This is a genomic window from Streptomyces sp. cg40 (assembly GCF_050320165.1).
In the GTDB taxonomy this organism is placed as follows: domain Bacteria; phylum Actinomycetota; class Actinomycetes; order Streptomycetales; family Streptomycetaceae; genus Streptomyces; species Streptomyces hokutonensis.
Genome location: NZ_CP190128.1, coordinates 730,669 through 755,529 on the forward strand (window position 1 = coordinate 730,669; position 24,861 = coordinate 755,529).

Below are 24,861 nucleotides of genomic sequence, written 5' to 3' on the forward strand. Positions count from 1 at the left end.
TCCCGGGACCATCTCGACCCCGGGAGCCCGAGAGGACGGAACGTGGCAGCTGAACGCAGGGTCTCGCGGCGGGCTCTCCTGATCGCGCTGGGCATCGCCGGGGCGACGGCCATCCCGGCGGGTGCACAGGGCCCGGACCCCGGGAACGGATACACCATGCCCACCCTCGCCTTCGACGACCCGGCCACCCAGCGCCGGCTCGGCGACCTGTACTCGTCGGCGCTCAGATCCGTGTCCGGCGCCAACACCATCGGCGCGGACCGCTCCGTGTACGACAAGGCGGGCCTGCTCAGCTATCCGCCCGGCACGGTCGTCCGCGCGGGCGGCGGCTATCCCGCGCCCCAGCGCTGGACGCGGGACGCGGCCGTCAACGCGTGGAGCGGGGTCAGCCTGCTCGCGCCCGAGGTCGCCCGCAACACCCTGTGGTCCGTGGTCGACCGGACACGGGACGGGCTCGTCGTCCAGCAGGACAACCAGTGGTGGGACCAGATCGTGTGGGTCCTGGCCGCCCACCACCACTACCTGGTCACCGGCGACCGCGACTTCCTCACCCGGGCCCACGACACGTCCGCGCGCACCCTCGCGGCCCGCCGCACCCAGCACCTCAACCCGACGTTCGGCCTCTTCGAGGGCCCGGGCTTCATGAACGACGGCATCTCCGGCTACCCGAGCCCGCCCGCCTCGAAGTCCGTCCACTCGTCCTTCGTCCTGGACCACCCGCACGCCAAGAACCTGATGTGCCTGTCGACCAACTGCCTCTACTACGGCGCCCACATCGCCCTCGCCGCCATGTCCGAGGCCCTCGGCCGCCCCGTACAGGCCGCGTCGCTGCGCTCGGACGCGGAGCGGCTGCGTACGGCGATCGACCGGCACCTGTGGCGCGCGGACGCCGGCACCTACGGCTACCTCGTCCACGGCGAGGGCCCCCTCGCCGGGCATCTCGACACCTCGCAGGAGGGCGCGGGACTGGCCCTCGCCGTCCTCCTCGGCGTCGCCGACACCGAACGCGCCGGCCGGATCCTCGACGCCACGCACTGGCAGCCGTACGGCATCGTCAACGTCTGGCCGCACTTCCCGCGCTTCGACGACCGGCGTCCGGGGCGGCACAACGTGATGGTCTGGCCGATGGTCCACGGGCTGTACGGCCAGGCCGCGGCCGACGCGGGCCACACCGGACCGTTCGCCCTCGCCGTCGACACCCTCGCCGGTCTGGTCGCCACGAGCGGCGGTTTCTACGAGCTGTACAACTCGGTGACCGGTGCCGTGGACGGCGGCTGGCAGGGCGGTGCCAGTGGCCACGCGAACCACTTCGTGTCGCAGCCCGACCAGACCTGGTCGGCGACCGCGTACCTGCGGCTGATCCACGACGGGCTGTTCGGACTGACGTTCACCGACGAGGCGCTACGGCTGCGCCCGTGTCTGCCCCCGACCTGGGGCGCGGTGAGTCTGCGCGGGCTGCGGTACCGGGGCACGACCCTCGACGTGACGCTGAGCGGCGGCGGGAGCAGGGTGCGGTCGTGCACGGTCGACGGGCGGCCGGGGGAAGCCGTCGTACCCGCCGACGGGACCGGCCACCACGCCCTGCATGTGGTCCTCACCGACACGGTGTGACGCGTACGTCACAGTCGCCAGGTGTCCGGGTCCGGTCCACGGCGGGGTGCCGGACGGTCTATCGTGTCCGCATGTCCGTGCCCGAACTGATCCGAATCGTCTCCCGCGACTCGCCCATGGCGCTGGCCCAGGTGGAGCGTGTCCGCGCCGAGTTGGCCGTCCTTCATCCGCAGGTCCGCACCGAGGTCGTGCCGGTGAAGACGACCGGCGACAAGTGGATGGGCGACCTGTCCGCCGTCGAGGGCAAGGGGGCGTTCACCAAGGAGGTGGACGCCGCGCTGCTCGCGGGTGAGGCGGATCTCGCGGTGCACTGCATGAAGGACGTGCCCGCCGACCGGCCGCTGCCCGCCGGTACGACCTTCGCCGCGTTCCTGAAGCGGGACGACATCCGCGACGCCCTGATCCACCCGGGCGGGCTGACCCTCGACGAGCTGCCCGCCGGTACCCGCATCGGCACCTCCTCGGTCCGCCGGGTCGCGCAACTCGCCGCCACCCACCCGGAGTTGCAGTGCGTGCCGTTCCGCGGCAACGTCAACCGGCGGCTGGAGAAGCTCGCGGCGGGCGAGGCGGACGCGCTGCTGGTCGCGATGTCGGGCCTGGAGCGCATCGACCGGATGGACGCGGCCACCGAGGTGCTGTCCGCCGAGGCGATGATGCCGCCGATCGGCGCGGGCATCCTCGCCCTGCAGTGCCGTGAGGGCGACACCGACGTCATCGACGCGATCAGCGGGCTTGGTCACCCCGAGACGCATCGTGAGGCGACGGCGGAGCGCATGTTCCTGCACGTCCTCCAGGGCCACTGCAACAGCCCGATCGCCGGGTACGCCCAGGTCGACCGGAGCGGTGAACTGTCGCTGCGCGCCTGTGTGTTCACCCCGGACGGCAAGACCCGGCTCAACGCCCACGAGTGGGCGGGCCGGCTCGACCCGGCGACGCTCGGCACCTCGGTGGCGGTGGCGCTGCTGCGGCAGGGCGCCCGCGAGATCATCGACGGCATCCCGCACTGACACCTGAAGGGTTCAGGGGGTGCCGGGTTCCGCCTGGTCGCGGAGGAAGTTGCTCACCTGGTGCGCGAGGCCGTCCCGCCCGGCACAGGCCGCGACGGCCTCCTCGCACAGCCCGATGCCGCCCGCCCACAGGCGTCGTTCGGTCCACTCCTCCTCGACCCGCAGCTGCACCTGTACGTCGACCTGGGTCAGGGACGCCTCCGGGCCGGCGGCGTACAGGACGGCGGTGGCGCGGCGCAGCGGGTAGACGTCGAAGCCCTCGATGAACTGCGAGCTGCGCCAGTCGATGAAGGCGCTCTCGCCGTCCGGGCCGACCCGGATGTCGATCTGGCCGTCCTCCAGGTGGATGCCGAGGTGCCGGGCGCCGCGGTTCTCGACGGTGACACGGAGAGTGAAGTACGTCAGCCCTTCGGCGGCGTCGTCGCGTCCGCGCGGCGGCTCGGCTGCCGCCAGGCTGTGGACGCGGACACGCAGACCGGCATGTTCGTCGTACTCGTGCCAGTCCCCGACCACGTTCGGCTCGTACACAATGCACCCTCTCGACCTCAGAGAGCTGCTTCCTATCTGTGTGCTCAGCGCACTGTCAAATGAGCAGAATGCGCTGTGGCCAGCGTTTTCGCCCGCTTGATCACTGATCAAGCCGTGCGCAGGAACAATCCGGTTTCCGGCCACCGAACCGCGGTCGGGGGCGTGCCGCACATCACGTCCCCGGCAAGATCAGCGGGCCAGCCGTCCGAGGAGCGAGGAGGCGGCGGCGATGCCCAGCGCGGCGGCCACCAGGAGGACGGCGAAGTCGGTGCCCACATGCGACGGGGTGCCCAGCAGCAGCCCGCGCAGGGCGTCCACTTCGTAGCTGAGCGGGTTGCCCTTGCTCACCGCCTGCAGCCAGCCGGGCATGATCGCCACCGGGTAGAGGGCGTTGGAGCCGAAGAACAGCGGCATGGTGATCGCCTGTCCGAAACCCATCAGCCGGTCCCTGCTGAGCACGATGCCGGCGATGGTCATCGAGAGGCAGGAGAAGAAGGCCGAGCCGAGGATCACGATCGCCCCGACGCCGATCAGCTTCAGCGGGTTCCAGGTCAGCGCGACTCCGAGGATCGCGGCGATGACGACCACGACGACGGCCTGGATCAGCGACTTCACCCCGGCAGCGAAGGCCTTGCCGGTGATCAGCGCCGAGCGCGGGGTGGGGGTGACGAGGAGCTTGTTGAGGATGCCGGCGTCGCGTTCCCAGATGATCTGGATGCCGTAGAAGATGGCGATGAACATCGCGGACTGGGCGATGATGCCCGGGGCGAGGTAGTCGATGTAGGGGATGCCGCCGGTGGGGATCGCCTTGATGCGGGTGAAGGTCTGGCCGAAGATCAGCAGCCAGAGCGCCGGTTGGACGGCCCGGGTGTACAACTCGGTGCGGTCGTGGCGGAGTTTCTGGAGTTCGACCGCGCACATCGCGATGACACGGGCGGGCAACAGGCGCCAGCCGGACCGGGGTTGGGGCGGGGTGAGCAGCAGGTTCAGGTCGTACTCGGGGGCGGGGTCAGCCGACGCGGTTCGCGGTGCGGCGGGTGCTTCGGACATCGCGGAAACCTCCTGACTGGTCTTCGAGACCGCTGCCGGCGATGTCCCGGAAGACGTCCTCGAGGGTGGGCAGTGGATCGGTGGCGGGCGCTCCGCCTGCGCGACGGCGTTCGCCGAGGCCCTCGCGGAGCTGGACCGGGGTGCCCAGGGCGCGGATGCGGCCGCGGTGCATCAGGCCGACGCGGTCGCAGTACTGGTCGGCCTCGTCCATGTAGTGGGTGGTGACCAGGACGGTCATGCCGGTGGCCTCGCGCACGGCGTTGATGTGCTCCCACACGCTGGTGCGGGCGATCGGGTCGAGGCCGATGGTGGGCTCGTCGAGGATGAGCAGACGGGGCGCGCTGACCAGCGCCTGCGCGAGTTCGAGCCGGCGGACCATGCCGCCGGAGTAGGTGTTGGCCAGCCGGTCGGCGGCGTCGGTGAGGTCGACGGCCCGCAGCGCCTGGGCGACGCGGGCGGCGCGTTCTCTGCGTGGGACGTCGAAGACGCGGGCGAAGAGGGCGACGTTCTCGCGGCCGGTGAGCCCGCTGTCGGCGGACAGCTGCTGCGGGACGTAGCCGAGCATGCGGCGCACCGACATCTGTTCCTTGGCCGTGTCGTGGCCGAAGACATGGACCATGCCCGCCGGGACCGGGAGCAGGGTGGTGATACAGCGGATGGCCGTGGTCTTCCCGGCGCCGTTGGGGCCGAGCAGTCCGAAGACCTCGCCCTCCCCCACGGACAGGTCGAGCCCGTCCACCGCGGTGGTCTCGCCGAAGGAATAGGCGAGCCGGGTGCAACTGACGGCTGCGGACCGCTCGGTGGCGGTGTCGATGGACTGCATCATGAGTCCTCGGCCTCCTCGTGCAGATTGACGGCCAGTTGGTGCAGGGCCGGGATGGCCGCGCGCAGCGCGTCCCGGTCCGCCTGGTCGAGACGGTCCACCTGCGCCCGTACGAGGGCCGCGCGCCGTGCGTGCCAGTCGCCGAGGCGGGTCCTGGCCGTCTCGGTGAGCTGGAGGCGGGCGGCGCGCCGGTCGGCTGGGTCCGTCTCACGAATCAGGAAGCCGTCCCGGGCGAGCTGGTTGACGAGCGTCGACACCGAGTTGCTCGCGAGGAACAGCTCCTTGGCCGCCTCCGAGATGCCGATGCCCGGCCGGACCTCGACCAGGCGCAGCAGCTCCACCTCGGCACCGCGCAGTCGCGGCATGGTCATCTCGCTGCGCAGTCGCCTGCGGATCAGCCGCTGGACCCCGACGAGCGCGTCGGCCAGCTCTTCCGGGAAGTTCTCCGTCTCCACATCCGGAGATTACCTCTTTAGCAGAGGTAACTAACCCAAAAGGATGGTCAAGACACCCGCTCGGGAGGCAGCAGGACCGATTCCGGTTGGACACTGAGGTATGGACCACGACAGGAATCCGTCCCTCGCCGAGCCTGACGCCGTCTCCACCCGCACGGTGTTCGGCGCCCCCTGCTGGGTGAGTCTCACCAGCCGTGACGTGGAGACCACCGAGGCGTTCTACGAGGCCGTGTTCGGCTGGAAGTGGCGCTCGGCCCGGCTCGGCGACCACTTCAGGATCGCCACGGCGAACGACATTCCGGTGGCCGGCCTGGGCGCGGTGGCCTCCATGTGGCAGATCGCGGTGGCCTGGACCCCGTACTTCGCCGTGCCCGACGCGGATGTGGCCGCGGCCCGGGTCCGCGAGCGCGGCGCCACGGTCGCCGTGGGCCCGCTCTCCTTCCCGCCCGGCCGCGCGGCCCTCCTCGCCGACCGGGACGGCGCGACCTTCGGCATCTGGGAGGGCGACCTCATGGGCGGCTGGGAGACCTGGCGCCGCTCCGCCCCCGCCTTCGTCCGCCTGCACACCCGCGACGCCTTCGACGCGGCGATCTTCTACGGCGAGATCCTCGACTGGGCGTCGGCGGACCCGGCGAGCTGCGAGGTCCGGTACGAGGGCGGCGAGGTCGTCCTGCGCAGCGGCGGCAACGTCGTGGCACGCATCGAGTCCGGCGCGCTGGAGGCGGCCCCCGACCCGACCGTCCGCCCGCACTGGCAGGTCCACTTCGCGGTCTCGGACATCCGCTCGTGCGCCCGGGTCGTGGCCTCGCACGGCGGAAGCGTCCTGCGGGAGAACGAGGACGAGGCCGTACTCCGCGACCCGGACGGCGCCCAGTTCACGGTGACCTCGCGGACGACCCCCTGACGCTCAGCGCCGGGCGGGCCGCGACAGCAGCACGAGGCTCCGGGCCTCGACCACCATCTCCGTGTCGGCCTTGTGTTCCGTCTCGTCCGGGGCGCCCTGCGGCTCGGCGGTGTCGATCAGGGTCGTCCAGCGCTCGCCGTAGGTGAGGTCCGGGAGACGGAAGTCGACGGGCTCCCAGTAGCTGTTCAGCAGGAGCAGGAAGGAGTCGTCGACCACGGGCCCGCCGTGCGGGTCGCGTTCGGCGATGGCGTCGCCGTTGAGGAAGACACCGACCGAGTGCGCGTCGGAGCGCTGCCAGTCCCGGTCGGTCATCTCGCGGGCGTCGGGCAGCAGCCACACCAGGTCGGGCAGCGGCTGTCCGGGGTGCACGGCGGTCTCGCCGCGGAAGAACCGGCGCCGACGCAGCACGGGATGGGCGGCGCGCAGTCCGATGACGTACCGCGTGAACGCGGCGAGTTCGCACTGCTCGTCGGTCAACTCCCAGTCGATCCAGGAGACTTCGTTGTCCTGACAGTAGGTGTTGTTGTTGCCGCGCTGGGTTCGGCCCAGTTCGTCGCCGTGGCCGAGCATCGGGATGCCCTGCGAAAGGATCAGCGTGGCAAGGAAGTTGCGCTGCTGGCGGGCGCGCAGCTCCAGCACGGCGGGGTTGTCCGTGTCCCCCTCCGCGCCGCAGTTCCAGGACCGGTTGCCGCTCTCGCCGTCCCGATTCCCTTCCCCGTTGACCTCGTTGTGCTTGTCGTTGTAGGACACCAGGTCGCGCAGGGTGAACCCGTCGTGCGCGGTGACGAAGTTGACGCTGGCGCGCGGCCGTCGCCGGCTGTGCTGATAGAGATCGGATGAGCCGGTGAGCCGGGACGCGAACTCGCCGAGCGTGTGCTCGCCGCCGCGCCAGAAGTCCCGTACGGCGTCCCGGTACTTGCCGTTCCACTCCGACCACAGCGGCGGGAAGTTGCCGACCTGGTAGCCGCCCTCCCCCAGGTCCCACGGCTCGGCGATGAGCTTGACGCGGCTGATCACCGGGTCCTGCTGGATCAGGTCGAAGAACGCGGAGAGCCGGTCCACCTCGTGGAACTGCCGGGCCAGGGTGGCCGCGAGGTCGAAGCGGAAGCCGTCGACGTGCATCTCGGTGACCCAGTACCGCAGCGAGTCCATGATCAGCTGAAGGACGTACGGGTGCCGCATCAGCAGACTGTTCCCGGTGCCCGTCGTGTCGTAGTAGTGGCCCCAATCGCCGTCCACCAAGCGGTAGTAGGAGGCGTTGTCGATGCCCCGGAAGGAGAGGGTGGGGCCCTTCTCGTTGCCCTCGGCGGTGTGGTTGTAGACGACGTCGAGGATCACTTCGAGCCCGGCGGCGTGCAGCGCCTTCACCGTCGACTTGAACTCGGTCACCTGTCCCCCGCGTTCGCGGTGCGCCGCGTACGCGTTGTGGGGCGCGAAGAAGCCGATCGTGTTGTAGCCCCAGTAGTTGGACAGTCCGCGGTCCTGGAGCACGCCGTCCTGCACGAACTGGTGCACCGGCATCAGCTCGACGGCGGTCACCCCCAGCGAGACGAGATGGTCGACGACGGCCGGGTGCGCGAGTCCCGCGTAGGTGCCCCGGAGTTCCTCCGGGACCTCCGCGTGGGCGCGGGTCAGCCCCTTCACATGGGCCTCGTAGATCACGGTGTCGGCGTACGGGCGGCGGGGCGGGCGGTCGTCGCCCCAGTCGAAGGCGGGGTCGACGACCACGCCGAGCATGCCGTGCCCAGCGCTGTCTCCGGAGGCGGGTCCGGCCGAACGCTCGTACAGCGAGGGGTCGTTGTCGATCTGGCCGTCCACCGCCCGGGCGTACGGGTCGAGGAGCAGCTTCGCGGGATTGCAGCGGTGTCCGGCGGCCGGAGCCCACGGGCCGTGCACCCGGTAGCCGTAGCGCTGCCCGGGACCGATGTCCGGCAGGTAGCAGTGCCACACGAAGCCGTCGGCCTCGGTCAGCCGGATGTTCCGGTGGCTGTCGTCGTCCTCGACGAGAACGAGGTCGACGCGCTCGGCGACCTCGCTGAACAGGGCGAAGTTGGTGCCCTTCCCGTCGAAGGAGGCCCCCAATGGACAGGGGTGCCCGCTCCACACGGACACCCCTTTCCGGCGCGGGCTCGCGCTCACCGGGCGTCCTCCAGGACGCCGTGCCCCGGGCGGGCCGGCAGCGCGACCGGTAGCGTGCGGGGAAGCTGGAGCATCTCCCGCAGGCGCGGCGCGGGGGTCCTCGGGACGCGCGGGACGCGTTCGCCGCTGGGGGCGCGCTGCGAGAACCAGATGACCTTGCTTCCGGTGTCGGTGGCGCAGCAGCCCCAGCCGTCGCTCATCGCGGCGATCCGGGCGAGGCAGGCGCGCAGGTCCTGGTCCGGGCGCAGCTCGCGGTCGTTGTCGCCGATGGCGGTGATCAGGTGCTGGCCGTTCCACCAGAGCTCGATCGACGTGTCCTTGTCCGTGGCGTGCTCGTCGATGGCGCGCAGCAGCAGCTCGGCGCCGCGGCGGACGGGGTCCACGAGAACCTCCAGGTCCCAGAGGCGGAGATGGGCGGCCAGAATGCGCCCGACCTGCCCGACCCGTTCCGGACTGACTTCCACGTCGAGGTGGTAGTAGCAGGGCACTGCGGTCTTCATCTTCGTTGGCTCCCTACCGGCGAAGCTCGCGCTTCCCCTCGCCCTGCGGGGCCGGGGCCCCGAACACGAAGCGTGAGCACTGATCGCTTCTGAGTCAGCTCCAGAGTGCGAGCGCTAGGCCATTCGTGCAACACGAGCGACCGATGGGGTAGTTGAAGATCCAACAAGACGCTTGGTCATCACCTGTGCACCATGAGTGAAAGCCTCGACTGCCGTGCCGGAGCCATGCCGCTCCGCGCACGGCCGCCACCCGACGGTCGGGAAACGCGGTCCGCCGAGGCGAAAGGTGAACAGCGCCATGCTGCTACCCGCCAAAGCCGAAGTGGCCCGCCAACTGCGGCGCTACCGGGTGTGGGAACGCGTGATGCTCGCGTCGCCGGGCGACCGGACAGCGCGGGCCACCTTCGAGGACTCGGGCTACACCCTGTGCGTGCTGATGGGGAAGCGCTGCGCGCGCGAGGCCTCGGAAGCCGCCGAACGCTATCTGAGCAGCAGCAGCGTGGGCTCGTACCTCCAGGAGCAGAACGGACGCCCCCGTACGACGGCCGTCGTGCACCGCGGGCCACCCGTCACCGCCGCCGTCACCGTCGACCGGCGTTCCCCGGCCGGAAGGTAGTCCCCCTTCCGGCGCAGCTTGGCCCCCCACCGGGTGAACAGCCCGGCCACGAGCACGGCGGAGGTGAGACCCATGAACGCGACCCCGGCACCGATCGGCCGCATTCCGGTACGCGACGTACGCCCGGCCGTGGACAGCGGCGCGCGCCCGGCGAAGGCGGTCGTCGGCGAGACGTTCGAGGTCACCGCCACCGTGTTCCGCGAGGGCCACGACACCATCGGCGCGAACGTCGTCCTCTACGACCCCGAAGGCCGCCCCGGCCCTTGGACCCCGATGCGCGAACTCGCCCCCGGCAGCGACCGCTGGGGCGCCGAGGTCACCCCGGGCACTACGGGCCGTTGGTCCTACGTCGTGGAGGCCTGGGGCGATCCCCTGTCCACCTGGCGCCGGGCCGCCCGCATCAAGATCCCGGCCGGCATCGACGTCGGTCTGATGCTGGAGGAGGGCGCGGAACTGCACGCACGCGCCGCCACCGGGGTGCCCGAGGGACCGGCGCGGGCTGCGGTGCTCGCCGCTGCGGAGACGCTCCGCGACGACTCACTGCCGGTGGGGACACGGTTCGTCGCCGCGTTGACGCCGGAGGTGGAGGGGGCGCTGGAGCGGTATCCGCTGCGGGAGTTGGTGACGGCTTCGGAGCCTCGTGTGCTGTTGGTGGAGCGGGAGCGGGCGCTGTACGGCTCCTGGTACGAGTTCTTCCCCCGCTCCGAGGGCACGGCGGCCGAGCCCCACGGCACGTTCCGTACGGCGGCGAAGCGGCTCGCGGGCATCGCGGCGATGGGCTTCGACGTGGTGTACCTCCCGCCGATCCACCCCATCGGGACGACCTTCCGCAAGGGCCCGAACAACACGCTGTCCGCCGGTCCCGAGGACGTCGGCGTGCCCTGGGCAATCGGCTCCCCCGAGGGCGGCCACGACGCGATCCACCCCCGCCTCGGGACACTGGAGGACTTCGACGCGTTCGTCGCACGGGCGACCGAGCTGGGCCTGGAGATCGCGCTGGACTTCGCCCTCCAGTGCTCGCCGGACCACCCCTGGGTGGACAAGCACCCGGAGTGGTTCCACCACCGCCCCGACGGGACGATCGCGTACGCGGAGAACCCGCCGAAGAAGTACCAGGACATCTACCCCATCGCCTTCGACCGCGACCTCGACGGCCTGGTCGCCGAAACCCTGCGGGTGCTGCGGCACTGGATGGACCACGGGGTGCGGATCTTCCGCGTCGACAACCCGCACACCAAGCCGGTCATGTTCTGGGAGCGGGTCATCGCCGACGTCAACGCCACCGACCCGGACGTGATCTTCCTGGCCGAGGCGTTCACCCGCCCCGCGATGATGGCCACCCTCGCCCAGGTCGGCTTCCAGCAGTCGTACACCTACTTCACCTGGCGCAACACCAAACAGGAACTCACCGACTACCTCAGCGAGTTGTCGGGCGAGGCGGCCGCCTACATGCGGCCCAACTTCTTCGTCAACACCCCCGACATCCTCCACGAGTTCCTCCAGCACGGCGGCCGACCCGCCTTCGAACTCCGCGCGGTGCTCGCGGCGACGCTCGCGCCGACCTGGGGTGTCTACAGCGGTTACGAACTCTGCGAGAACTCCGCTCTCCGGCCGGGCAGCGAGGAGTATCTCGACTCGGAGAAGTACCAACTCCGGCCGCGCGACTGGGCGTCGGCCGAGCGGGAAGGCCGTAGCATCGCTCCCCTCATCGCGTCGCTCAACGCGATCCGCCGTCGCCACCCGTCGCTGCGCCGGCTCAGGAATCTCCGCTTTCACCGGACGGACAACGACGCGGTGATCGCGTACAGCAAGACCGCGGGCGCGGACACGGTTCTGGTGGTCGTCAACCTCGATCCGCACCACACCCAGGAGGCCACGGTCTCGTTGGACATGCCGCAACTCGGCCTGGAATCACACGAATCCATGTCGGTGCACGACGAACTGACGGGTGAGTCCTATCAGTGGGGCAGGACCAACTATGTGCGTCTGGAACCCGGCCGGGCTCCGGCGCACGTGTTCCACGTCCGGCGGTCCACACAGAGCGGAGGGTCAAGAGCTTCATGACTGTCAACGAACCGGTCCACGACACCTTCGAGGACACTCCCGCCAAGGACCGGGACCCCGAGTGGTTCAAACGCGCCGTCTTCTACGAGGTCCTGGTCCGCTCCTTCCAGGACAGCAACGGCGACGGCATCGGTGACCTCAAGGGCATCACCGCCAAACTCGACTACCTCCAGTGGCTCGGCATCGACTGCCTCTGGCTCCCACCCTTCTTCAAATCCCCCCTGCGCGACGGCGGTTACGACGTCTCCGACTACACCGCCGTCCTCCCCGAATTCGGCGACCTCGCGGACTTCGTCGAGTTCGTGGACTCCGCACACCAGCGGGGCATGCGGGTCATCATCGACTTCGTCATGAACCACACCAGCGACCAGCACCCGTGGTTCCAGGAATCCCGCCGCGACCCCGAAGGCCCCTACGGCGACTACTACATGTGGGCCGACGACGACAAGCAGTACCCCGACGCCCGCATCATCTTCGTCGACACCGAAGCCTCCAACTGGACCTTCGACCCCGTCCGCAAGCAGTACTTCTGGCACCGCTTCTTCTCCCACCAACCGGACCTCAACTACGAGAACCCGGCCGTCCAGGAGGAGATCCTGGCCGCCCTCCGCTTCTGGCTCGACCTCGGCATCGACGGCTTCCGCCTCGACGCCGTCCCCTACCTCTTCGCGGCCGAGGGCACCAACTGCGAGAACCTGCCCGCCAGTCACGACTTCCTGAAGCGCGTCCGCCGCGAGATCGACGCGATGTATCCGGACACCGTGCTGCTGGCGGAGGCGAACCAGTGGCCCGAGGACGTCGTCGACTACTTCGGCGACTTCCAGAGCGGCGGCGACGAATGCCACATGGCGTTCCACTTCCCGGTGATGCCGAGGATCTTCATGGCGGTTCGCCGGGAGTCCCGCTACCCGGTGTCGGAGATCCTCGCCAAGACCCCGGCGATCCCGTCGAGTTGTCAGTGGGGCATCTTCCTGCGCAACCACGACGAGCTGACCCTGGAGATGGTCACCGACGAAGAACGCGACTACATGTGGGCCGAGTACGCCAAGGACCCGCGGATGCGCGCCAACATCGGTATCCGCAGGCGTCTGGCGACTCTGCTGGACAACGACCGCAACCAGATCGAACTGTTCACGGCCCTGCTGCTCTCCCTCCCCGGCTCGCCGATCCTCTACTACGGCGACGAGATCGGCATGGGCGACAACATCTGGCTCGGCGACCGCGACGCCGTCCGCACCCCCATGCAGTGGACGCCCGACCGCAACGCGGGCTTCTCCTCCTGCGACCCGGGGCGCCTCTTCCTGCCGACGATCATGGATCCCGTGTACGGCTATCAAGTCACCAACGTCGAAGCGTCGATGTCGTCGCCCTCCTCGCTGCTGCACTGGACCCGCCGCATGATCGAGATCCGCAAGCAGAACCCGGCGTTCGGCCTCGGCTCCTACACGGAACTCCAGTCGACGAACCCGGCGGTGATCGCCTTCCTGCGCGAGTACGAGGACGACCTCGTTCTCTGTGTGCACAACTTCTCGCGGTTCGCGCAGCCGACCATGCTGGATCTGCGGGAGTTCGACGGCCGGCATCCCGTGGAGCTGATCGGTGGGGTGCGGTTCCCCGCGATCGGTGAGCTGCCGTATCTGCTGACGCTCGCGGGACACGGCTTCTACTGGTTCCGGCTCTCACGAGCCGCACCCCGCAACGGCCGACGACTTTGAGGATGTGCCCGCGAAAGGACGCGTCACCATGCCAAAGACCGCACCCCTCCGACCGGGCGGCCCCGCCCTCGACCGGCCGCCAGCCACGCTCGCCGGGCTGCTGCGCGAATGGCTGCCCGGGCAGCGCTGGTTCGCGGGCAAGGACCGGCCGGTGGCCGACCTCGACGTGCTCTCCACGACCGAGTTGTTCCCGGGCTGTCTCCATCTGCTGGTACACGCGTCCCACGCGGCGGTTCCCACGCCGGGCGGCACTCCCCCGCCCGGCGACTGCTACCAACTCCTGCTCGGCGTAAGGGAACACGTCTCGCCGCGACTCGCCCGGGCCTTCATCGGCCGGGTGCACGAAGGCCCGTTGGCCGGGCTCGCGGTGTACGACGCCTTGCAGGACCCCCGGTCGGCCGAGCTACTGCTGGAGCGGTTGCGACACCCCGGTGCGGCGGGCCCCCTGCGCTTCGAGTCGGACCCGTCGGTGTCGGTGCCCGCCGGACTCGCGCCCCGGCTGCTGGACGCCGAGCAGTCCAACTCCTCGCTGGTGTACGGCGACCGGTTCATCCTGAAGGTGTTCCGGCGCATCCAGCCCGGCGTCAACCCGGACCTGGAACTGCCGGGGGCGCTGGCGGCGCGGGGCTGCACCCGGGTCCCTTCGCCGGCGGCGTGGTTCGGGACGGCGGAGCCATGGGCCGCCACCCTCGGCGTGCTCCAGCCGTTCCTGCCGGACGCCTCGGACGGCTGGGCGCTGGCGCTGCGGGCGCTCGCCGCCGGTGACGAATTCACCACCGAGGCCCATGAGTTGGGGGAGGCCACGGCCGACGTCCATCTCGCGCTGGCCGCGGCCTTTCCGTCCGACGCCGGTGGCGACAACGACCGTACGGCCGCCGCGATGACCGGGCGTCTGGAGGCCGCCGCACACTCCGTTGCCGCACTGCGGCCCTTCGTGCCGGGGCTGCGGACCGCGTTCGGCGCGCTGGTCGGCCGTGATGCCGGGCCGCCCGAGCAGCGGATCCACGGCGATCTGCATCTCGGGCAGGTGCTGCGGGCCGGCCGCGACTGGTTCGTCATCGACTTCGAGGGCGAGCCGTCCAAGCCGCTGGCCGAGCGGCGCAGCGCGCAGTCCCCGGTGCGGGACATCGCCGGGATGCTGCGCTCCTTCGACTACGCGGCCCGCCAGCGCCGTCCCTGGCGCCCCGAGTGGGCGCGCCGCTGCCGCGAGGCCTATTGTGCGGGCTACGCGGCCCGGGCCGGCTGGGACCCCCGCACCAAGCACGCCCTGCTGCGCGCCTACGAGACGGATCGCGCGGTCTACGAAGTGCTGTACGAGGCCAGACACCGCCCGGACTGGCTTCCCGTACCCATGGCGGCGATCGAGCGACTCGCCGTCCGAGGAGGCTGAACTCCGTGGCCCTGCGCGACACTTCACCTTCGGAGGCGGGCGGACCCGCCGTGTCCCTTCCCCTGGACCCGGCCGACCGCGAGCGCCTGCTGTCGGGCGCCCACCACGACCCGCACGCGCTGCTCGGCGCGCGCCCGGTCGCCGGCGGGATCGCCTTCCGGGCGCTACGGCCGTACGCCCGGACCGTGAGTGTCGTGGTCGACGGCATGCGCAACCCGCTCGCCTCGGAAGGGGGCGGTCTCTTCTCCGGTGTGGTGCCGCTCGACGCGATCCCGGCGTACACACTGCTGGTGTCGTACGCGGAGGGCGACGAGCACGAGGTGGAGGACCCGTACCGTTTCCTTCCCGCGCTCGGGGATCTCGATCTGCACCTGATCCGGGAGGGGCGCCACGAGGAGTTGTGGAAGGCGCTCGGTGCGGAGCCGATGACGCACGAGGGAGTCACCGGCACCCGCTTCTCCGTGTGGGCGCCGAACGCCCAAGGGGTGCGTGTCGCCGGGGACTTCAGCTCCTGGGACGGGACTGCCTTCCCGATGCGGTCGCTGGGTTCGTCGGGTGTGTGGGAGCTGTTCCTGCCGGGGGTGGGCGAGGGCGCGCGCTACAAGTTCGAGATCACCTCACGGCACGGCGACCGCTTCCTCAAGGCGGACCCGATGGCCCGCCGTACAGAAGTACCGCCCGCCACGGCCTCCATCGTGACGGCCTCGCACTACGAGTGGGACGACGCGGAGTGGCTGGCCCGGCGGACGGAAACCCCGGTGCACGAAGCGCCGTTGTCGGTGTACGAGGTGCATCTCGCGTCCTGGCGGCCCGGCCTGACGTATCGTCAGCTGGCCGTCGAACTCCCCGAGTACGTCAACGACATGGGCTTCACCCACGTGGAGTTCATGCCGGTGACGGAGCATCCCTTCGGCGGTTCCTGGGGCTACCAGGTCACCGGCTTCTACGCCCCGACCGCGCGCCTCGGCACCCCCGACGACTTCAAGTTCCTGGTCGACGCCCTCCATCAGGCCGGTATCGGCGTGATCATGGACTGGGTCCCGGCGCACTTCCCCAAGGACGACTGGGCGTTGGCCCGGTTCGACGGGGAGCCGCTGTACGAGCCCGGGGACGCGCGGCGGGCCGAGCATCCGGACTGGGGGACGTACGAGTTCGACCTCGGGCGGACCGAGGTGCGCAACTTCCTGGTGGCGAACGCCGTGTACTGGTGTCAGGAGTTCCACATCGACGGCCTGCGCGTGGACGCGGTCGCCTCGATGCTCTACCTCGACTACTCACGCGACTCGGGTCAGTGGACGCCGAACGTCCATGGCGGGCGCGACGACCTGGACGCCGTCGCCTTCCTCCAGGAGATGAACGCGACCGTGTACCGCAGGGTGCCCGGAGTCGTGACGATCGCCGAGGAGTCCACCGCCTGGGACGGCGTGACCCGCCCCACCGACACCGGTGGACTCGGCTTCGGCCTGAAGTGGAACATGGGCTGGATGCACGACTCGCTCGGCTATATGGCGCACGAGCCGGTCCATCGCAAGTTCCATCACCACGAGATGACCTTCTCGATGGTGTACGCGTACAGCGAGAACTACGTGCTGCCCATCTCGCACGACGAAGTCGTCCACGGGAAGCGGTCGTTGGTGTCGAAGATGCCGGGCAACTGGTGGCAGCAGCGCGCCGACCACCGGGCGTATCTGGGCTTCATGTGGGCCCATCCCGGCAAGCAACTCCTCTTCATGGGGCAGGAGTTCGCGCAAGGTTCCGAGTGGTCCGAAGCACATGGCCCCGACTGGTGGCTGCTCGACGCGGAATACGACGCCGCGCCCGATCACCGGGGCGTTCAGAACCTCGTCCGCGACCTCAACACCGTCTACCGCCGTACGCCCGCTCTCTGGCAGCTCGACACCGAACCCTCCGGTTTCCGCTGGGTGTTGGGCGACGCGGCCGAGGACAACGTCTTCGCGTTCCTGCGGTTCGACGCCGAGGGCGCGCCGCTGCTCGCCGTCAGCAACTTCTCCCCCGTCGTACGCCACGACTACCGGCTCGGTGTCCCCGACTCCATCCCGGCCTGGCGCGAGGCGCTCAACACCGACTCCGCCGCGTACGGCGGCAGCGATGTCACCAACCCCGACGCGGTCAAACCGGAGGACGGCCATATCCGGCTCACCCTCCCGCCCCTGGCGACGGTGTGGCTGACACCGGGGTGACATGCTGCTTCCATGCCGACGCCGACACACCCTGACATCACCCAAATAACCGGCCTCCACCTGGAGTTGCGGGACGTCACGCAGGACGTGCGGGGCGGCGGGCGGGTGTTGGACGAGGTGTCGTTCGAGGTCGGGGCGGGGCGGCTCACGGTGATCGCGGGCAGCAGCGGCGCGGGCAAGACGGTGCTGCTGGGGACCCTCGCGGGACTCCAGAGCCCGACCACGGGGGCCGTACTGCACGACGGTGCCCGACCGGGGCCGCCCGGGCCGGAGTTCGGGTACGTGCCGCAGGAGGACGTGATCCACCGCGAGCTGCCGTTGCGGCGCACGCTGGAGTACGCGGGGCGGCTGCGGATGCCGGGCGGGACGGTTCCGGCGCGGGTGACGGAGGTGCTCGACACCCTCGGGCTGTCCGGGCGTGCCGACACTCCGGTGCGGGCGCTGAGCGGCGGGGAGCGCAAACGGGCGTGTATCGCGGCCGAGTTGCTGACCCGGCCGCGGGTGCTCTTCCTCGACGAGCCCACCTCCGGGCTCGATCCGGTCACCGGGGCAGCGCTGCTGGCCACCCTGCGGAGTCTGGCCGAGGCCGGCACCACCGTCGTGCTCACCACCCATGTCCTCGCCGATCTGCCGCGCTGCGACCAGGTCGTGTTCCTGTCGCCGGGCGGTTCCGTCGCGTTCGTGGGGCCGCCGGACGCGCTGCTCGGGGCGTTCGGCGCGGAGACGGCGGAGGACGTGTACGCGGCGGTCGCGGAAGGGAAGCGCGTCGAACGGTCGGCCCCGGCGGCGCTTCCCGACCGCCGCCCGGCACCGACCGGGCACCGTCCGCCGCGCGTCGGCGCCGTACGCCAGTGGGCGCTGCTGACCCGTCGTACGACGGCCCTGCTGGTGCACAACCGGCTCTCGGTGGCCGTGTTCGCGGGGTCGCCGGTGATGATCGTGGCGATGTTCGCGGTGCTGTTCCGGGCGGGTGCCTTTGATCCTGCGGCGCCCGATCCGGGGTCCACGGCGATGATCATGTTCTGGATCGCGTTCGGGGCGTTCTTCTTCGGGCTGACGTACGGACTGCTCCAGATCTGCCCCGAGTTGGCGGTGCTGCGCCGGGAGTGGCTGGCCGGGGTGCGGATCGGGCCGTACGTGGCCTCGAAGTTGACCACCGTGCTGCCTGTACTGGCTGCGGCGGACGCGCTGTTGCTGGCGGTGCTGCGCGCGCTGGACCGGCTGCCGGCGGCCGGCTGGGACACGTACGGCTCGCTGTTCCTGACCAGTGTGCTGGCCTCGGCCGCCGCGCTGGCCCTCGGGCTGCTCACCTCGGCCGCGGTCACGGAGCCGGCCCAGGCGACCCTGATGCTGCCGCTGCTCTGCTTCCCCCAGGTGCTGTTCTCGGGCGCCTTCGTGCCGGTGCCCCGGATGGCGCCGGCCGGTCAGGCGATCAGCTGGGCGATGACCAACCGGTGGGCGTTCGAGGCACTGGGCAGTGCGATCGGCCTCAACGGCCTGTGGCGGGACGGCAGTTCAGCGGCGGGGCCGCCGCTGCTGCGGTCGTACGGGGACTCGTTCGCGCATCCGGCCGGGCGCGGCTGGCTGATCCTGGCGGGGTTCGCGGCGCTGTTCCTGGCGGCGACCTGGGCGGTGCTGGTGCGCAGGTGCCGTCAGGGGGCGCAGGCGGCCCGTGCCGGGCGGTGAACAGCTTCGCCGGTCAGCAGCCTGCCCGGTCGGCCAGGCCGGCCGCCGTCGGTACGCGGTCGCGGTAGGTGTCCGCGACGAAGTCCAGAAACGTTTCGACGTCCCTGGGCTGCGAGGAGACACCCACCGAGACCCGTACGGCGCCCGCGGACGGCAGGCCCAGCAGGTCGAGGTACTCCTCCAGTGAGCGCATCGGAGTGCGGGCCGCCGAGCGCAGGCTGCGCAGGGGGAGGGCGAAGGCGGCCTCTCCGGCGCCCGGGTTGCAGAAGCAGCCGAAGCGGAGCGATATGCGGCGCTCGGCGCTGTCCTGGGCGACGATCCGTTCGTCGATCACCCGGCCGTCCGCGCCGAGGAGGTTGAGGGCGACGGTGCCGCCGCGTGCGGGGCCGCTGTCGGTGGGGCCGTAGACCCGGGCCATCGGGGAGCCGTCGGTGTGGCGTAACTCCGTGATTCCCGTGAGGAGTTGGCCGGTGAGCCGGGCGACGTGGTCGTGCACGCGGTCCATGCCGATGGCGTCGATCCACTCCAGGCCGGCCGTGATGTCCGGTATGGAGAGGAAGTTGACGGTGCCGTCCTCGAAGGCGGCCTCGCCGTCCGCGAGGACGTGCCACTGCGCCTGGGCGCTCGCGGCGTAGATGGTGCCGCCGGAGAACCAGGGCCTGCGCAGCCGGGCGAGGGACTCGCGGCGGACGATCAGGCTGCCTATGCCCGTGGGGTAGCCGAACACCTTGTACCAGCTGACCACGGTGAAGTCCGGGTGGTGGCGGGACAGGTCGAGGGGGTTGGCAGGCACGAACGCGGCGGCGTCGAGCAGGACGTCGTAGCCGTGGCCCTGAGCGGTGGCGATCCAGTCCAGGGAGTGCCGTACGCCGGTGAAGTTGCTCTGTGCGGGATAGGCGAGGAGTCCGCGGTGGCGGGTGCGGGCCGTGAGCGCGGTGTGCAGCCGGTCCTCGTCCACCGCCAACTCCGGTCCGTGGACCGGGACGTACTCGGTCCTGGCGCCGGCGGCGCGGGCGTACTCCCTGAGGCCGTTCACCGAGTTGTGGTTGTCGAGGAGCATCACGAGCCGGCTGCCGCGGGCGAACGGGTAGGACTCGCCGACCAGGCGCAGCGCGGCCGTCGCGTTGGCGGTGAACACCACGGTGTACTCGGCCGGATCGGCCGAGAAGTGCCGCAGCACCGCCGCGCGGGCCTCGGCCAGCAGGTCGCCGGAGGCGCGGGAGGCGGGGCTCTCCGAGTGCGGGTTGCCGTAGACGCCCCCGGTGATCCGCGCGGCGCTGGCCCTGACCAGTGAGCTGGGGGCGAGTCCCGCGCCCGTGTAGTCGAGATAGGTGTGCCCCTCGGCGTCCAGATAGCCGAAGTCGCGTGCTCTCAACTCGTCGAGATCCAGCGTGCTCACGTCCTCGTACACCCCGCTTTGTCAGGTCGACCCCACTCAACCACCAAACTCCGCAGGGCCACTTCCCTGTTCCCCTCACCAATCGCTCACACCTGGGCTACATTCGAGCACCGTCGATAACAGTAATGATCGGCAGAGTCACGCCCCGTACAACCCAGGAGCAGCGCATGCGCGACTTCGCCGTCGCTCCACCCCCCACCTCCGCCCTGTCCACCCTGACCGGCGGCCTCGCCGACAGCATCTTCGAGACTGCGGCCGTCAATCCCACCCTTCCGCTGGTCGCGCGCCGGCCCGACCCCTCCTCCCCCGTGTGGGAGGACGTGACGGCGGTCGAGCTGCGGGACGAAGTCGTCGACGTGGCCAAGGGGTTGATCGCCTCCGGGATCTCGCCGGGCAGCCGGGTCGCGATCATGGCCCGCACCCGTTACGAGTGGACGGTGCTCAGCCACGCCCTGTGGGCCGTCGGCGCCGAGGTGGTGCCGGTCCATCCGACGTCCTCGCGCGAGCAGGTCGAGTGGATCCTGCGGGACGCCAACTGCGTGGCCGTGGTGGTGGAGGACGAGCAGGGCATCATGACGGTCGGCACGGTGTGTGCCGCGCTGCCGCTGCTGCGGCACGTCTGGCAGCTGGACTCCGGGGCGCTGGCCCAACTCGTGGAGCGGGGCACCTACATCCCGCAGACCACGGTGGACTCGCTGCGCCGGATCGTGATGCCGGACTCGACCGCGGTCGTCGCCTACACCTCGGGCACCTCGGGCCGCCCCATGGGCTGCGCGCTGAGCCATCGCAGCCTGGCCAGCCCCTGCGACACGCTGCTCGCGGGCTGGCCGAACACGGCGGCACACGCCGGGGAACAGCCGGCCGTGCTGGCCTTCCTGCCCTTCTCCCACGTGTACGGCCTGATGATCCAGGGCCTGTGCATGCGCGGCGGCTGGCTGATGGCCCACGAGCCGGAGATGACCGAGGCGGCGCTGGTGTCGGGGCTGCGCTCTTTCCGGCCCACCTATCTCTACGCCGTCCCGTCGGTCTTCGAGAAGATCTACAAGAACATGTTGCGGACGGCCCAACAGCTGGGCCGCGGCGCGCTGTTCGAGCGGGCCGCGGCGACCGCGCGGGAGTTCGCGACGGCCGAGGAGCGGCTGAGACTCGGCCGGGGCTCGGGCCCCGGACTCGATCTGCGGCTGCAACACGCCGTGTACGAACGGACGGTGTACCGCAAGCTGCGCGCCGGCCTCGGCGGCCGGGTGGTCGGCGGCACGTCGGGCGGCTCTCCCCTGAACCGTGAACTGTCCCTGTTCTACGCGGGCATCGGCATCATGGTGCACGACGGCTACGGGCTCACGGAGACCGCCGGCGGGATCACCATGCAGCCCGCGGGCCGGGAGAAGATCGGCACCGTGGGGCAGGCGCTGCCCGGCACCGAGATCCGGGTCGCGGAGGACGGCGAGATCCTGGTGCACGGCCCGTCGATGTTCCAGGGCTACATCAACGACGAGCGGGCGACCCGGTCGGCGCTGCACGCGGGCTGGCTGGCGACCGGGGACATCGGGCGGCTGGACACCGAGGGGTATCTGACGATCACCGGCCGCAAGAAGGACATCATCATCACCAGCAGTGGCAAGAGCGTGGCGCCGGCCGCCCTGGAGAACCGGCTGCGCATGCATCCCCTGATCCATCAGGCGGTGGTCGTCGGCGACGACCGTCCCTGTGTGGGGGCGCTGCTGACCCTGGACCCGGAGTTCGTGGCGCACTGGCAGGCCGGTCTCGCGATGCAGAGCGACGCGCGGGGCCGGGAGGCGCGTGAGGAGAACGCGCTGCGGGAGGAGATCACCCGGGCCGTGGCAGCCGCCAACAGCCCGGTGGGGCGCGCCGAGTCGATCCGGGTGTTCCGGGTGCTCCCGCAGCCGTTCGACGTCGCGGGCGGGCTGCTGACGCCGTCGATGAAGCTGCGCAGGGACGCGATCGTACGCAAATACGCCTTCGAGATCGACGCGATGTACCAGGCACGCGCGCGTGCCCCGCGCCTGCCGACGGTGGACGAGCAGGTCACGGGGTGGGAGGACGCGGACAACGTGTTCCGATGAGGTGACCGGGACAGGTTGGCCACTCCGGGCGGTGGGCCGTGACCGTGGCGTCGCGGCTGCCAGGCGGACAAGGGCGGCGACACGCTGGACGCATCGGCGTTCGACGACAAGGCGCCGGAACCCCCGCGCCTTTGGGATCCGCGCCGCACCCCGCGTCCGCGACAGGACCTGCCGGACGGCGCCCAGGTCACCGGCCCCGGCTCACCGGCCGCTGGTCACTCCGGGCGGTGGGCGACGACCGCGAACATCGTCACGGACATGTGCAGCGCGCCCTGTTCGGCGGCCTCGGTGAGGTCGGCGTAGGCGCGGTCTCGCTGGGCCTCGGTGAGCGCGCCGCGGCGGACGGCGGACTCGCCGAGCATGCGGATCAGGGGCCAGACGACCGAGCGGTGGTCCTGGAGCAGCGCCTGCGAGCCGCGGTCGTCGACGACGAATCCGGCCGCGCTGAGCTGGCCGACGAGGCGGCGTCCCGCGTAGGGGTTGGCCGCGCCGGTGAGAGCGCCCGAGGTGAGCGCGGCCATGATCTCCGGGTCGCCGGGGTGCAGGATCGTGGTCGCCCAGTCGGTGTCGAGGAGGGCCACGCGTCCGCCGGGGCGCAGCACGCGGGCCATCTCGGCGACGGCCTTGTCCGGTTCGGCGAGGTGCTGGAGGACCCGTTCGCACCAGACGACGTCCACGGAGTCGTCCGGCACGGGCAGGGACAGCGCGTCGCCGTCCGTGAAGCGGGCCGCGTTGCCGGCCTCGGCGGCGCGTTCCTGGGCGACCGTGCGCAGCCCGGGGTTGGGCTCGACCCCGAGCGCCGACCCGGTGTCCCCCACCGCCGCGGCGAGTTCACGGGTCGTCGAGCCGGTGCCGGACCCGATGTCGAGGGCGCGCTCGCCGGTACGCGGGGCGAGTGCCTCGTGCGCCCAGGCCCGCAGTCGTCGTACGCCGGGATTGGTCTCCTGCATGTCGAGCGCGGCGACCAGCCGCGGCACGCCGCCGGGGTCGATGTTCTGGGTGCGGAAGCCGGACCCGGGCTCGGGCTGAGTGTGCGACATGGCGTGCACTCTACGGTCCGCAGCGGTCGCCCAAGAGCGGGTCGGGGCCGGTTCACGTACGCCATTTGTTCACGCGCCCGGGGCGTACGCCGGGCGTCGGCGGGGCATGCTGGTGCCCACGCGTTCGTCTGCCTGCCGCGCTCAGCTGGCGGAACGGCTCCCGGCACGGTGGGATCGATGTGGGTGTGCGAAGCAGCGATCCAGGGGCAGGCGGACGACGTCGAGGCAGACCGCCTGGAGCCGCAGAAGGGATGAACACCGTGACACGACCGAGGATCCTGGTGGTTGGCGCAGGCTTCGCAGGAGTGGAGTGCGTTCGCCGTCTGGAACGGAAACTGAACACCGACGAGGCGGACGTCGCGCTGGTGACGCCGTTCTCCTACCAGCTCTACCTTCCCCTGCTGCCGCAGGTCGCCTCCGGCGTCCTGACCCCGCAGTCGATCGCCGTCTCGCTGCGCCGCAGCAGCAAGTACCGCACCCGGATCATCCCGGGCGGCGCCATCGGTGTGGACATCAAGGCCAAGGTCTGTGTGATCCGCACGATCAACGACGAGATCGTCAACGAGCCCTACGACTACATCGTGCTCTCCCCCGGCAGCATCACCCGCACCTTCGACATCCCCGGGCTGACGGATCACGCCTTCGGGATGAAGACCCTCGCCGAGGCCGCCTACATCCGCGACCACGTGATCACGCAGCTGGATCTCGCGGACGCGAGCGACGACCCGGCGGAGAAGGCCTCGCGGCTCCAGTTCGTGGTGGTCGGCGGCGGATACGCCGGTACCGAGACGGCCGCCTGTCTCCAGAAGCTGACGCACGCCGCGGTCAAGCGCTATCCCCGGATCGACCCCGGGCTGATCAAGTGGCACCTCATCGACATCGCGCCGAAGCTGATGCCCGAGCTCGGCGACAAGCTCGGCAAGAGCGCGCAGGAGATCCTGACCAGGCGCGGTATCGACATCTCCCTGGGTGTCTCCATCGCCAAGGCCGGGCCCGAGGAGGTCACCTTCACGGACGGGCGCGTGGTGCCGACCCGGACGCTGATCTGGACGGCCGGTGTGGTCGCCAGCCCGCTGATCGCCACGCTGGGTGCGGAAACGATTCGGGGGCGGCTCGCGGTCACCGCCGACATGAACCTCCCCGGGCACGACGGGGTGTTCGCGCTCGGCGACTCCGGCGCGGTCCCGGACGAGGCCAAGGGCGGGGACGGCGCGATCTGCCCGCCGACCGCGCAGCACGCCATGCGGCAGGGCAAGGTGGTCGCCGACAACGTGATCGCGACCCTGCGCAACCAGCCGCTGAAGCCGTACGTCCACAAGGACCTCGGGCTGGTCGTGGACCTCGGCGGCAGGGACGCGGTGTCCAAGCCGCTCGGCATCGAACTGCGAGGCCTGCCCGCCCAGTTCGCCGCCCGCGGCTATCACTGGGCGGCGCTGCGCACCAACGTCGCCAAGGTCCGCGTCGCGACGAACTGGACGCTCAACGCGCTGGCCGGCGACGACTTCGTGCGCACCGGCTTCCAGGCCCGCAAACCGGCCACCCTGAAGGACTTCGAGTACACCGACTCGTATCTCTCGCCCGAGCAGGTGCGGGACCAGGTCGAAGGGTCCGGGACCAAGGAGCCGTAGCATCGGTGGTACGGATCTTGA

Annotated in this window: 19 protein-coding genes; 11 read left to right on the forward strand and 8 right to left on the reverse strand. The window is 70.7% G+C overall.

All coding sequences use genetic code 11. The features are described from left to right. The first annotated feature begins 42 nt into the window (after positions 1-42). Both ACQHII_RS03170 and hemC read left to right on the forward strand, forming a co-directional pair. Entirely contained in the window at positions 43-1,611 is a 1,569-nt protein-coding gene (locus tag ACQHII_RS03170) for an MGH1-like glycoside hydrolase domain-containing protein (protein WP_427917734.1), read from the forward strand. Positions 1,612-1,682: 71 nt separating this feature from the next. Next, on the forward strand, positions 1,683-2,618 hold the full coding sequence (hemC, locus tag ACQHII_RS03175) for a hydroxymethylbilane synthase (protein WP_427917735.1): 936 nt from the start codon (positions 1,683-1,685) through the stop codon (positions 2,616-2,618). Positions 2,619-2,630: 12 nt separating this feature from the next. On the opposite strand, the gene ACQHII_RS03180 is transcribed toward hemC, so the two are convergent. The 4 genes from ACQHII_RS03180 to ACQHII_RS03195 form a co-directional block, all read right to left on the reverse strand. Next, positions 2,631-3,146, reverse strand: a complete 516-nt coding sequence (locus ACQHII_RS03180) for a hypothetical protein (protein WP_427917736.1) — start codon at positions 3,144-3,146, stop codon at positions 2,631-2,633. 189 nt (positions 3,147-3,335) lie between these two features. Next, complete coding sequence (locus tag ACQHII_RS03185) at positions 3,336-4,196, reverse strand: ABC transporter permease (protein WP_427917737.1); 861 nt, start codon at positions 4,194-4,196, stop codon at positions 3,336-3,338. Beyond that, positions 4,156-5,022 (reverse strand): ATP-binding cassette domain-containing protein, encoded by an 867-nt coding sequence (locus ACQHII_RS03190; RefSeq protein WP_427917738.1) that lies wholly within the window; start codon positions 5,020-5,022, stop codon positions 4,156-4,158. The genes ACQHII_RS03185 and ACQHII_RS03190 overlap by 41 nt, the downstream gene beginning before the upstream one ends. Continuing rightward, complete coding sequence (locus ACQHII_RS03195; protein WP_427917739.1) at positions 5,019-5,474, reverse strand: MarR family winged helix-turn-helix transcriptional regulator; 456 nt, start codon at positions 5,472-5,474, stop codon at positions 5,019-5,021. Before ACQHII_RS03195 ends, ACQHII_RS03190 begins: the two co-directional genes overlap by 4 nt. 100 nt (positions 5,475-5,574) lie before the next feature. Here ACQHII_RS03195 and ACQHII_RS03200 point away from each other — a divergent pair, with 100 nt between their 5' ends. Further along, on the forward strand, positions 5,575-6,378 hold the full coding sequence (locus tag ACQHII_RS03200; RefSeq protein WP_427917740.1) for a VOC family protein: 804 nt from the start codon (positions 5,575-5,577) through the stop codon (positions 6,376-6,378). Between the two features lie 3 nt (positions 6,379-6,381). Here ACQHII_RS03200 and glgX read toward each other — a convergent pair whose 3' ends face one another. Together glgX and ACQHII_RS03210 are read right to left on the reverse strand one after the other, a co-directional pair. Further along, entirely contained in the window at positions 6,382-8,490 is a 2,109-nt protein-coding gene (glgX, locus tag ACQHII_RS03205; RefSeq protein WP_427925214.1) for a glycogen debranching protein GlgX, read from the reverse strand. A 23-nt stretch (positions 8,491-8,513) separates the two neighbouring features. Continuing rightward, the gene (locus tag ACQHII_RS03210; RefSeq protein ID WP_427917741.1) at positions 8,514-9,017 is read right to left on the reverse strand and encodes a pep a2; all 504 of its coding nucleotides are present in this window, start codon (positions 9,015-9,017) and stop codon (positions 8,514-8,516) included. A 298-nt stretch (positions 9,018-9,315) separates the two neighbouring features. Here ACQHII_RS03210 and ACQHII_RS03215 point away from each other — a divergent pair, with 298 nt between their 5' ends. The 6 genes from ACQHII_RS03215 to ACQHII_RS03240 all read left to right on the forward strand — a co-directional run bounded on the left by ACQHII_RS03215 (position 9,316) and on the right by ACQHII_RS03240 (position 18,689). Beyond that, positions 9,316-9,633, forward strand: a complete 318-nt coding sequence (locus tag ACQHII_RS03215; RefSeq protein ID WP_427917742.1) for a DUF5133 domain-containing protein — start codon at positions 9,316-9,318, stop codon at positions 9,631-9,633. Between the two features lie 72 nt (positions 9,634-9,705). Next, on the forward strand, positions 9,706-11,697 hold the full coding sequence (locus ACQHII_RS03220; RefSeq protein WP_427917743.1) for an alpha-1,4-glucan--maltose-1-phosphate maltosyltransferase: 1,992 nt from the start codon (positions 9,706-9,708) through the stop codon (positions 11,695-11,697). After that, on the forward strand, positions 11,694-13,412 hold the full coding sequence (treS, locus tag ACQHII_RS03225) for a maltose alpha-D-glucosyltransferase (RefSeq protein WP_427917744.1): 1,719 nt from the start codon (positions 11,694-11,696) through the stop codon (positions 13,410-13,412). The genes ACQHII_RS03220 and treS overlap by 4 nt, the downstream gene beginning before the upstream one ends. Before the next feature lie 28 nt (positions 13,413-13,440). Beyond that, positions 13,441-14,802 carry a maltokinase N-terminal cap-like domain-containing protein gene (locus tag ACQHII_RS03230; RefSeq protein ID WP_427917745.1) on the forward strand — a complete coding sequence of 454 codons (1,362 nt, stop codon included), beginning with the start codon at positions 13,441-13,443 and terminating at the stop codon, positions 14,800-14,802. Positions 14,803-14,807: 5 nt separating this feature from the next. Further along, entirely contained in the window at positions 14,808-17,003 is a 2,196-nt protein-coding gene (gene glgB, locus ACQHII_RS03235; protein ID WP_427917746.1) for a 1,4-alpha-glucan branching enzyme, read from the forward strand. Between the two features lie 12 nt (positions 17,004-17,015). Continuing rightward, a complete protein-coding gene (locus tag ACQHII_RS03240) occupies positions 17,016-18,689 on the forward strand; it encodes an ATP-binding cassette domain-containing protein (protein ID WP_427917747.1) in 1,674 nt (557 codons plus the stop codon). 13 nt (positions 18,690-18,702) lie between these two features. Here ACQHII_RS03240 and ACQHII_RS03245 read toward each other — a convergent pair whose 3' ends face one another. Continuing rightward, positions 18,703-20,088 carry an aminotransferase class V-fold PLP-dependent enzyme gene (locus ACQHII_RS03245; protein WP_427917748.1) on the reverse strand — a complete coding sequence of 462 codons (1,386 nt, stop codon included), beginning with the start codon at positions 20,086-20,088 and terminating at the stop codon, positions 18,703-18,705. Between the two features lie 167 nt (positions 20,089-20,255). Here ACQHII_RS03245 and ACQHII_RS03250 point away from each other — a divergent pair, with 167 nt between their 5' ends. After that, positions 20,256-22,172: an AMP-dependent synthetase/ligase gene (locus ACQHII_RS03250; RefSeq protein WP_427917749.1), complete on the forward strand. Its 1,917-nt coding sequence runs from the start codon at positions 20,256-20,258 to the stop codon at positions 22,170-22,172. A 215-nt stretch (positions 22,173-22,387) separates the two neighbouring features. Here ACQHII_RS03250 and ACQHII_RS03255 read toward each other — a convergent pair whose 3' ends face one another. Further along, positions 22,388-23,212, reverse strand: a complete 825-nt coding sequence (locus tag ACQHII_RS03255; protein WP_427917750.1) for a methyltransferase domain-containing protein — start codon at positions 23,210-23,212, stop codon at positions 22,388-22,390. A gap of 251 nt (positions 23,213-23,463) precedes the next feature. On the opposite strand from ACQHII_RS03255, the gene ACQHII_RS03260 reads away from it, so the two are divergent. Then, positions 23,464-24,840 carry an NAD(P)/FAD-dependent oxidoreductase gene (locus ACQHII_RS03260; RefSeq protein ID WP_427917751.1) on the forward strand — a complete coding sequence of 459 codons (1,377 nt, stop codon included), beginning with the start codon at positions 23,464-23,466 and terminating at the stop codon, positions 24,838-24,840. The last annotated feature ends 21 nt before the right edge of the window (positions 24,841-24,861 follow it).

What these genes read in the sequence shown, in the direction of transcription:
- hemC (WP_427917735.1), top strand. Translation starts at nt 1,683, where the DNA reads ATGTCCGTGCCCGAACTGATCCGAATCGTCTCCCGCGACTCGCCCATG.
- ACQHII_RS03185 (WP_427917737.1), bottom strand. Translation starts at nt 4,196, where the DNA reads ATGTCCGAAGCACCCGCCGCACCGCGAACCGCGTCGGCTGACCCCGCC.
- ACQHII_RS03190 (WP_427917738.1), bottom strand. Translation starts at nt 5,022, where the DNA reads ATGATGCAGTCCATCGACACCGCCACCGAGCGGTCCGCAGCCGTCAGT.
- ACQHII_RS03200 (WP_427917740.1), top strand. Translation starts at nt 5,575, where the DNA reads ATGGACCACGACAGGAATCCGTCCCTCGCCGAGCCTGACGCCGTCTCC.
- ACQHII_RS03210 (WP_427917741.1), bottom strand. Translation starts at nt 9,017, where the DNA reads ATGAAGACCGCAGTGCCCTGCTACTACCACCTCGACGTGGAAGTCAGT.
- ACQHII_RS03215 (WP_427917742.1), top strand. Translation starts at nt 9,316, where the DNA reads ATGCTGCTACCCGCCAAAGCCGAAGTGGCCCGCCAACTGCGGCGCTAC.
- ACQHII_RS03220 (WP_427917743.1), top strand. Translation starts at nt 9,706, where the DNA reads ATGAACGCGACCCCGGCACCGATCGGCCGCATTCCGGTACGCGACGTA.
- treS (WP_427917744.1), top strand. Translation starts at nt 11,694, where the DNA reads ATGACTGTCAACGAACCGGTCCACGACACCTTCGAGGACACTCCCGCC.
- ACQHII_RS03230 (WP_427917745.1), top strand. Translation starts at nt 13,441, where the DNA reads ATGCCAAAGACCGCACCCCTCCGACCGGGCGGCCCCGCCCTCGACCGG.
- ACQHII_RS03240 (WP_427917747.1), top strand. Translation starts at nt 17,016, where the DNA reads ATGCCGACGCCGACACACCCTGACATCACCCAAATAACCGGCCTCCAC.
- ACQHII_RS03250 (WP_427917749.1), top strand. Translation starts at nt 20,256, where the DNA reads ATGCGCGACTTCGCCGTCGCTCCACCCCCCACCTCCGCCCTGTCCACC.
- ACQHII_RS03255 (WP_427917750.1), bottom strand. Translation starts at nt 23,212, where the DNA reads ATGTCGCACACTCAGCCCGAGCCCGGGTCCGGCTTCCGCACCCAGAAC.
- ACQHII_RS03260 (WP_427917751.1), top strand. Translation starts at nt 23,464, where the DNA reads ATGAACACCGTGACACGACCGAGGATCCTGGTGGTTGGCGCAGGCTTC.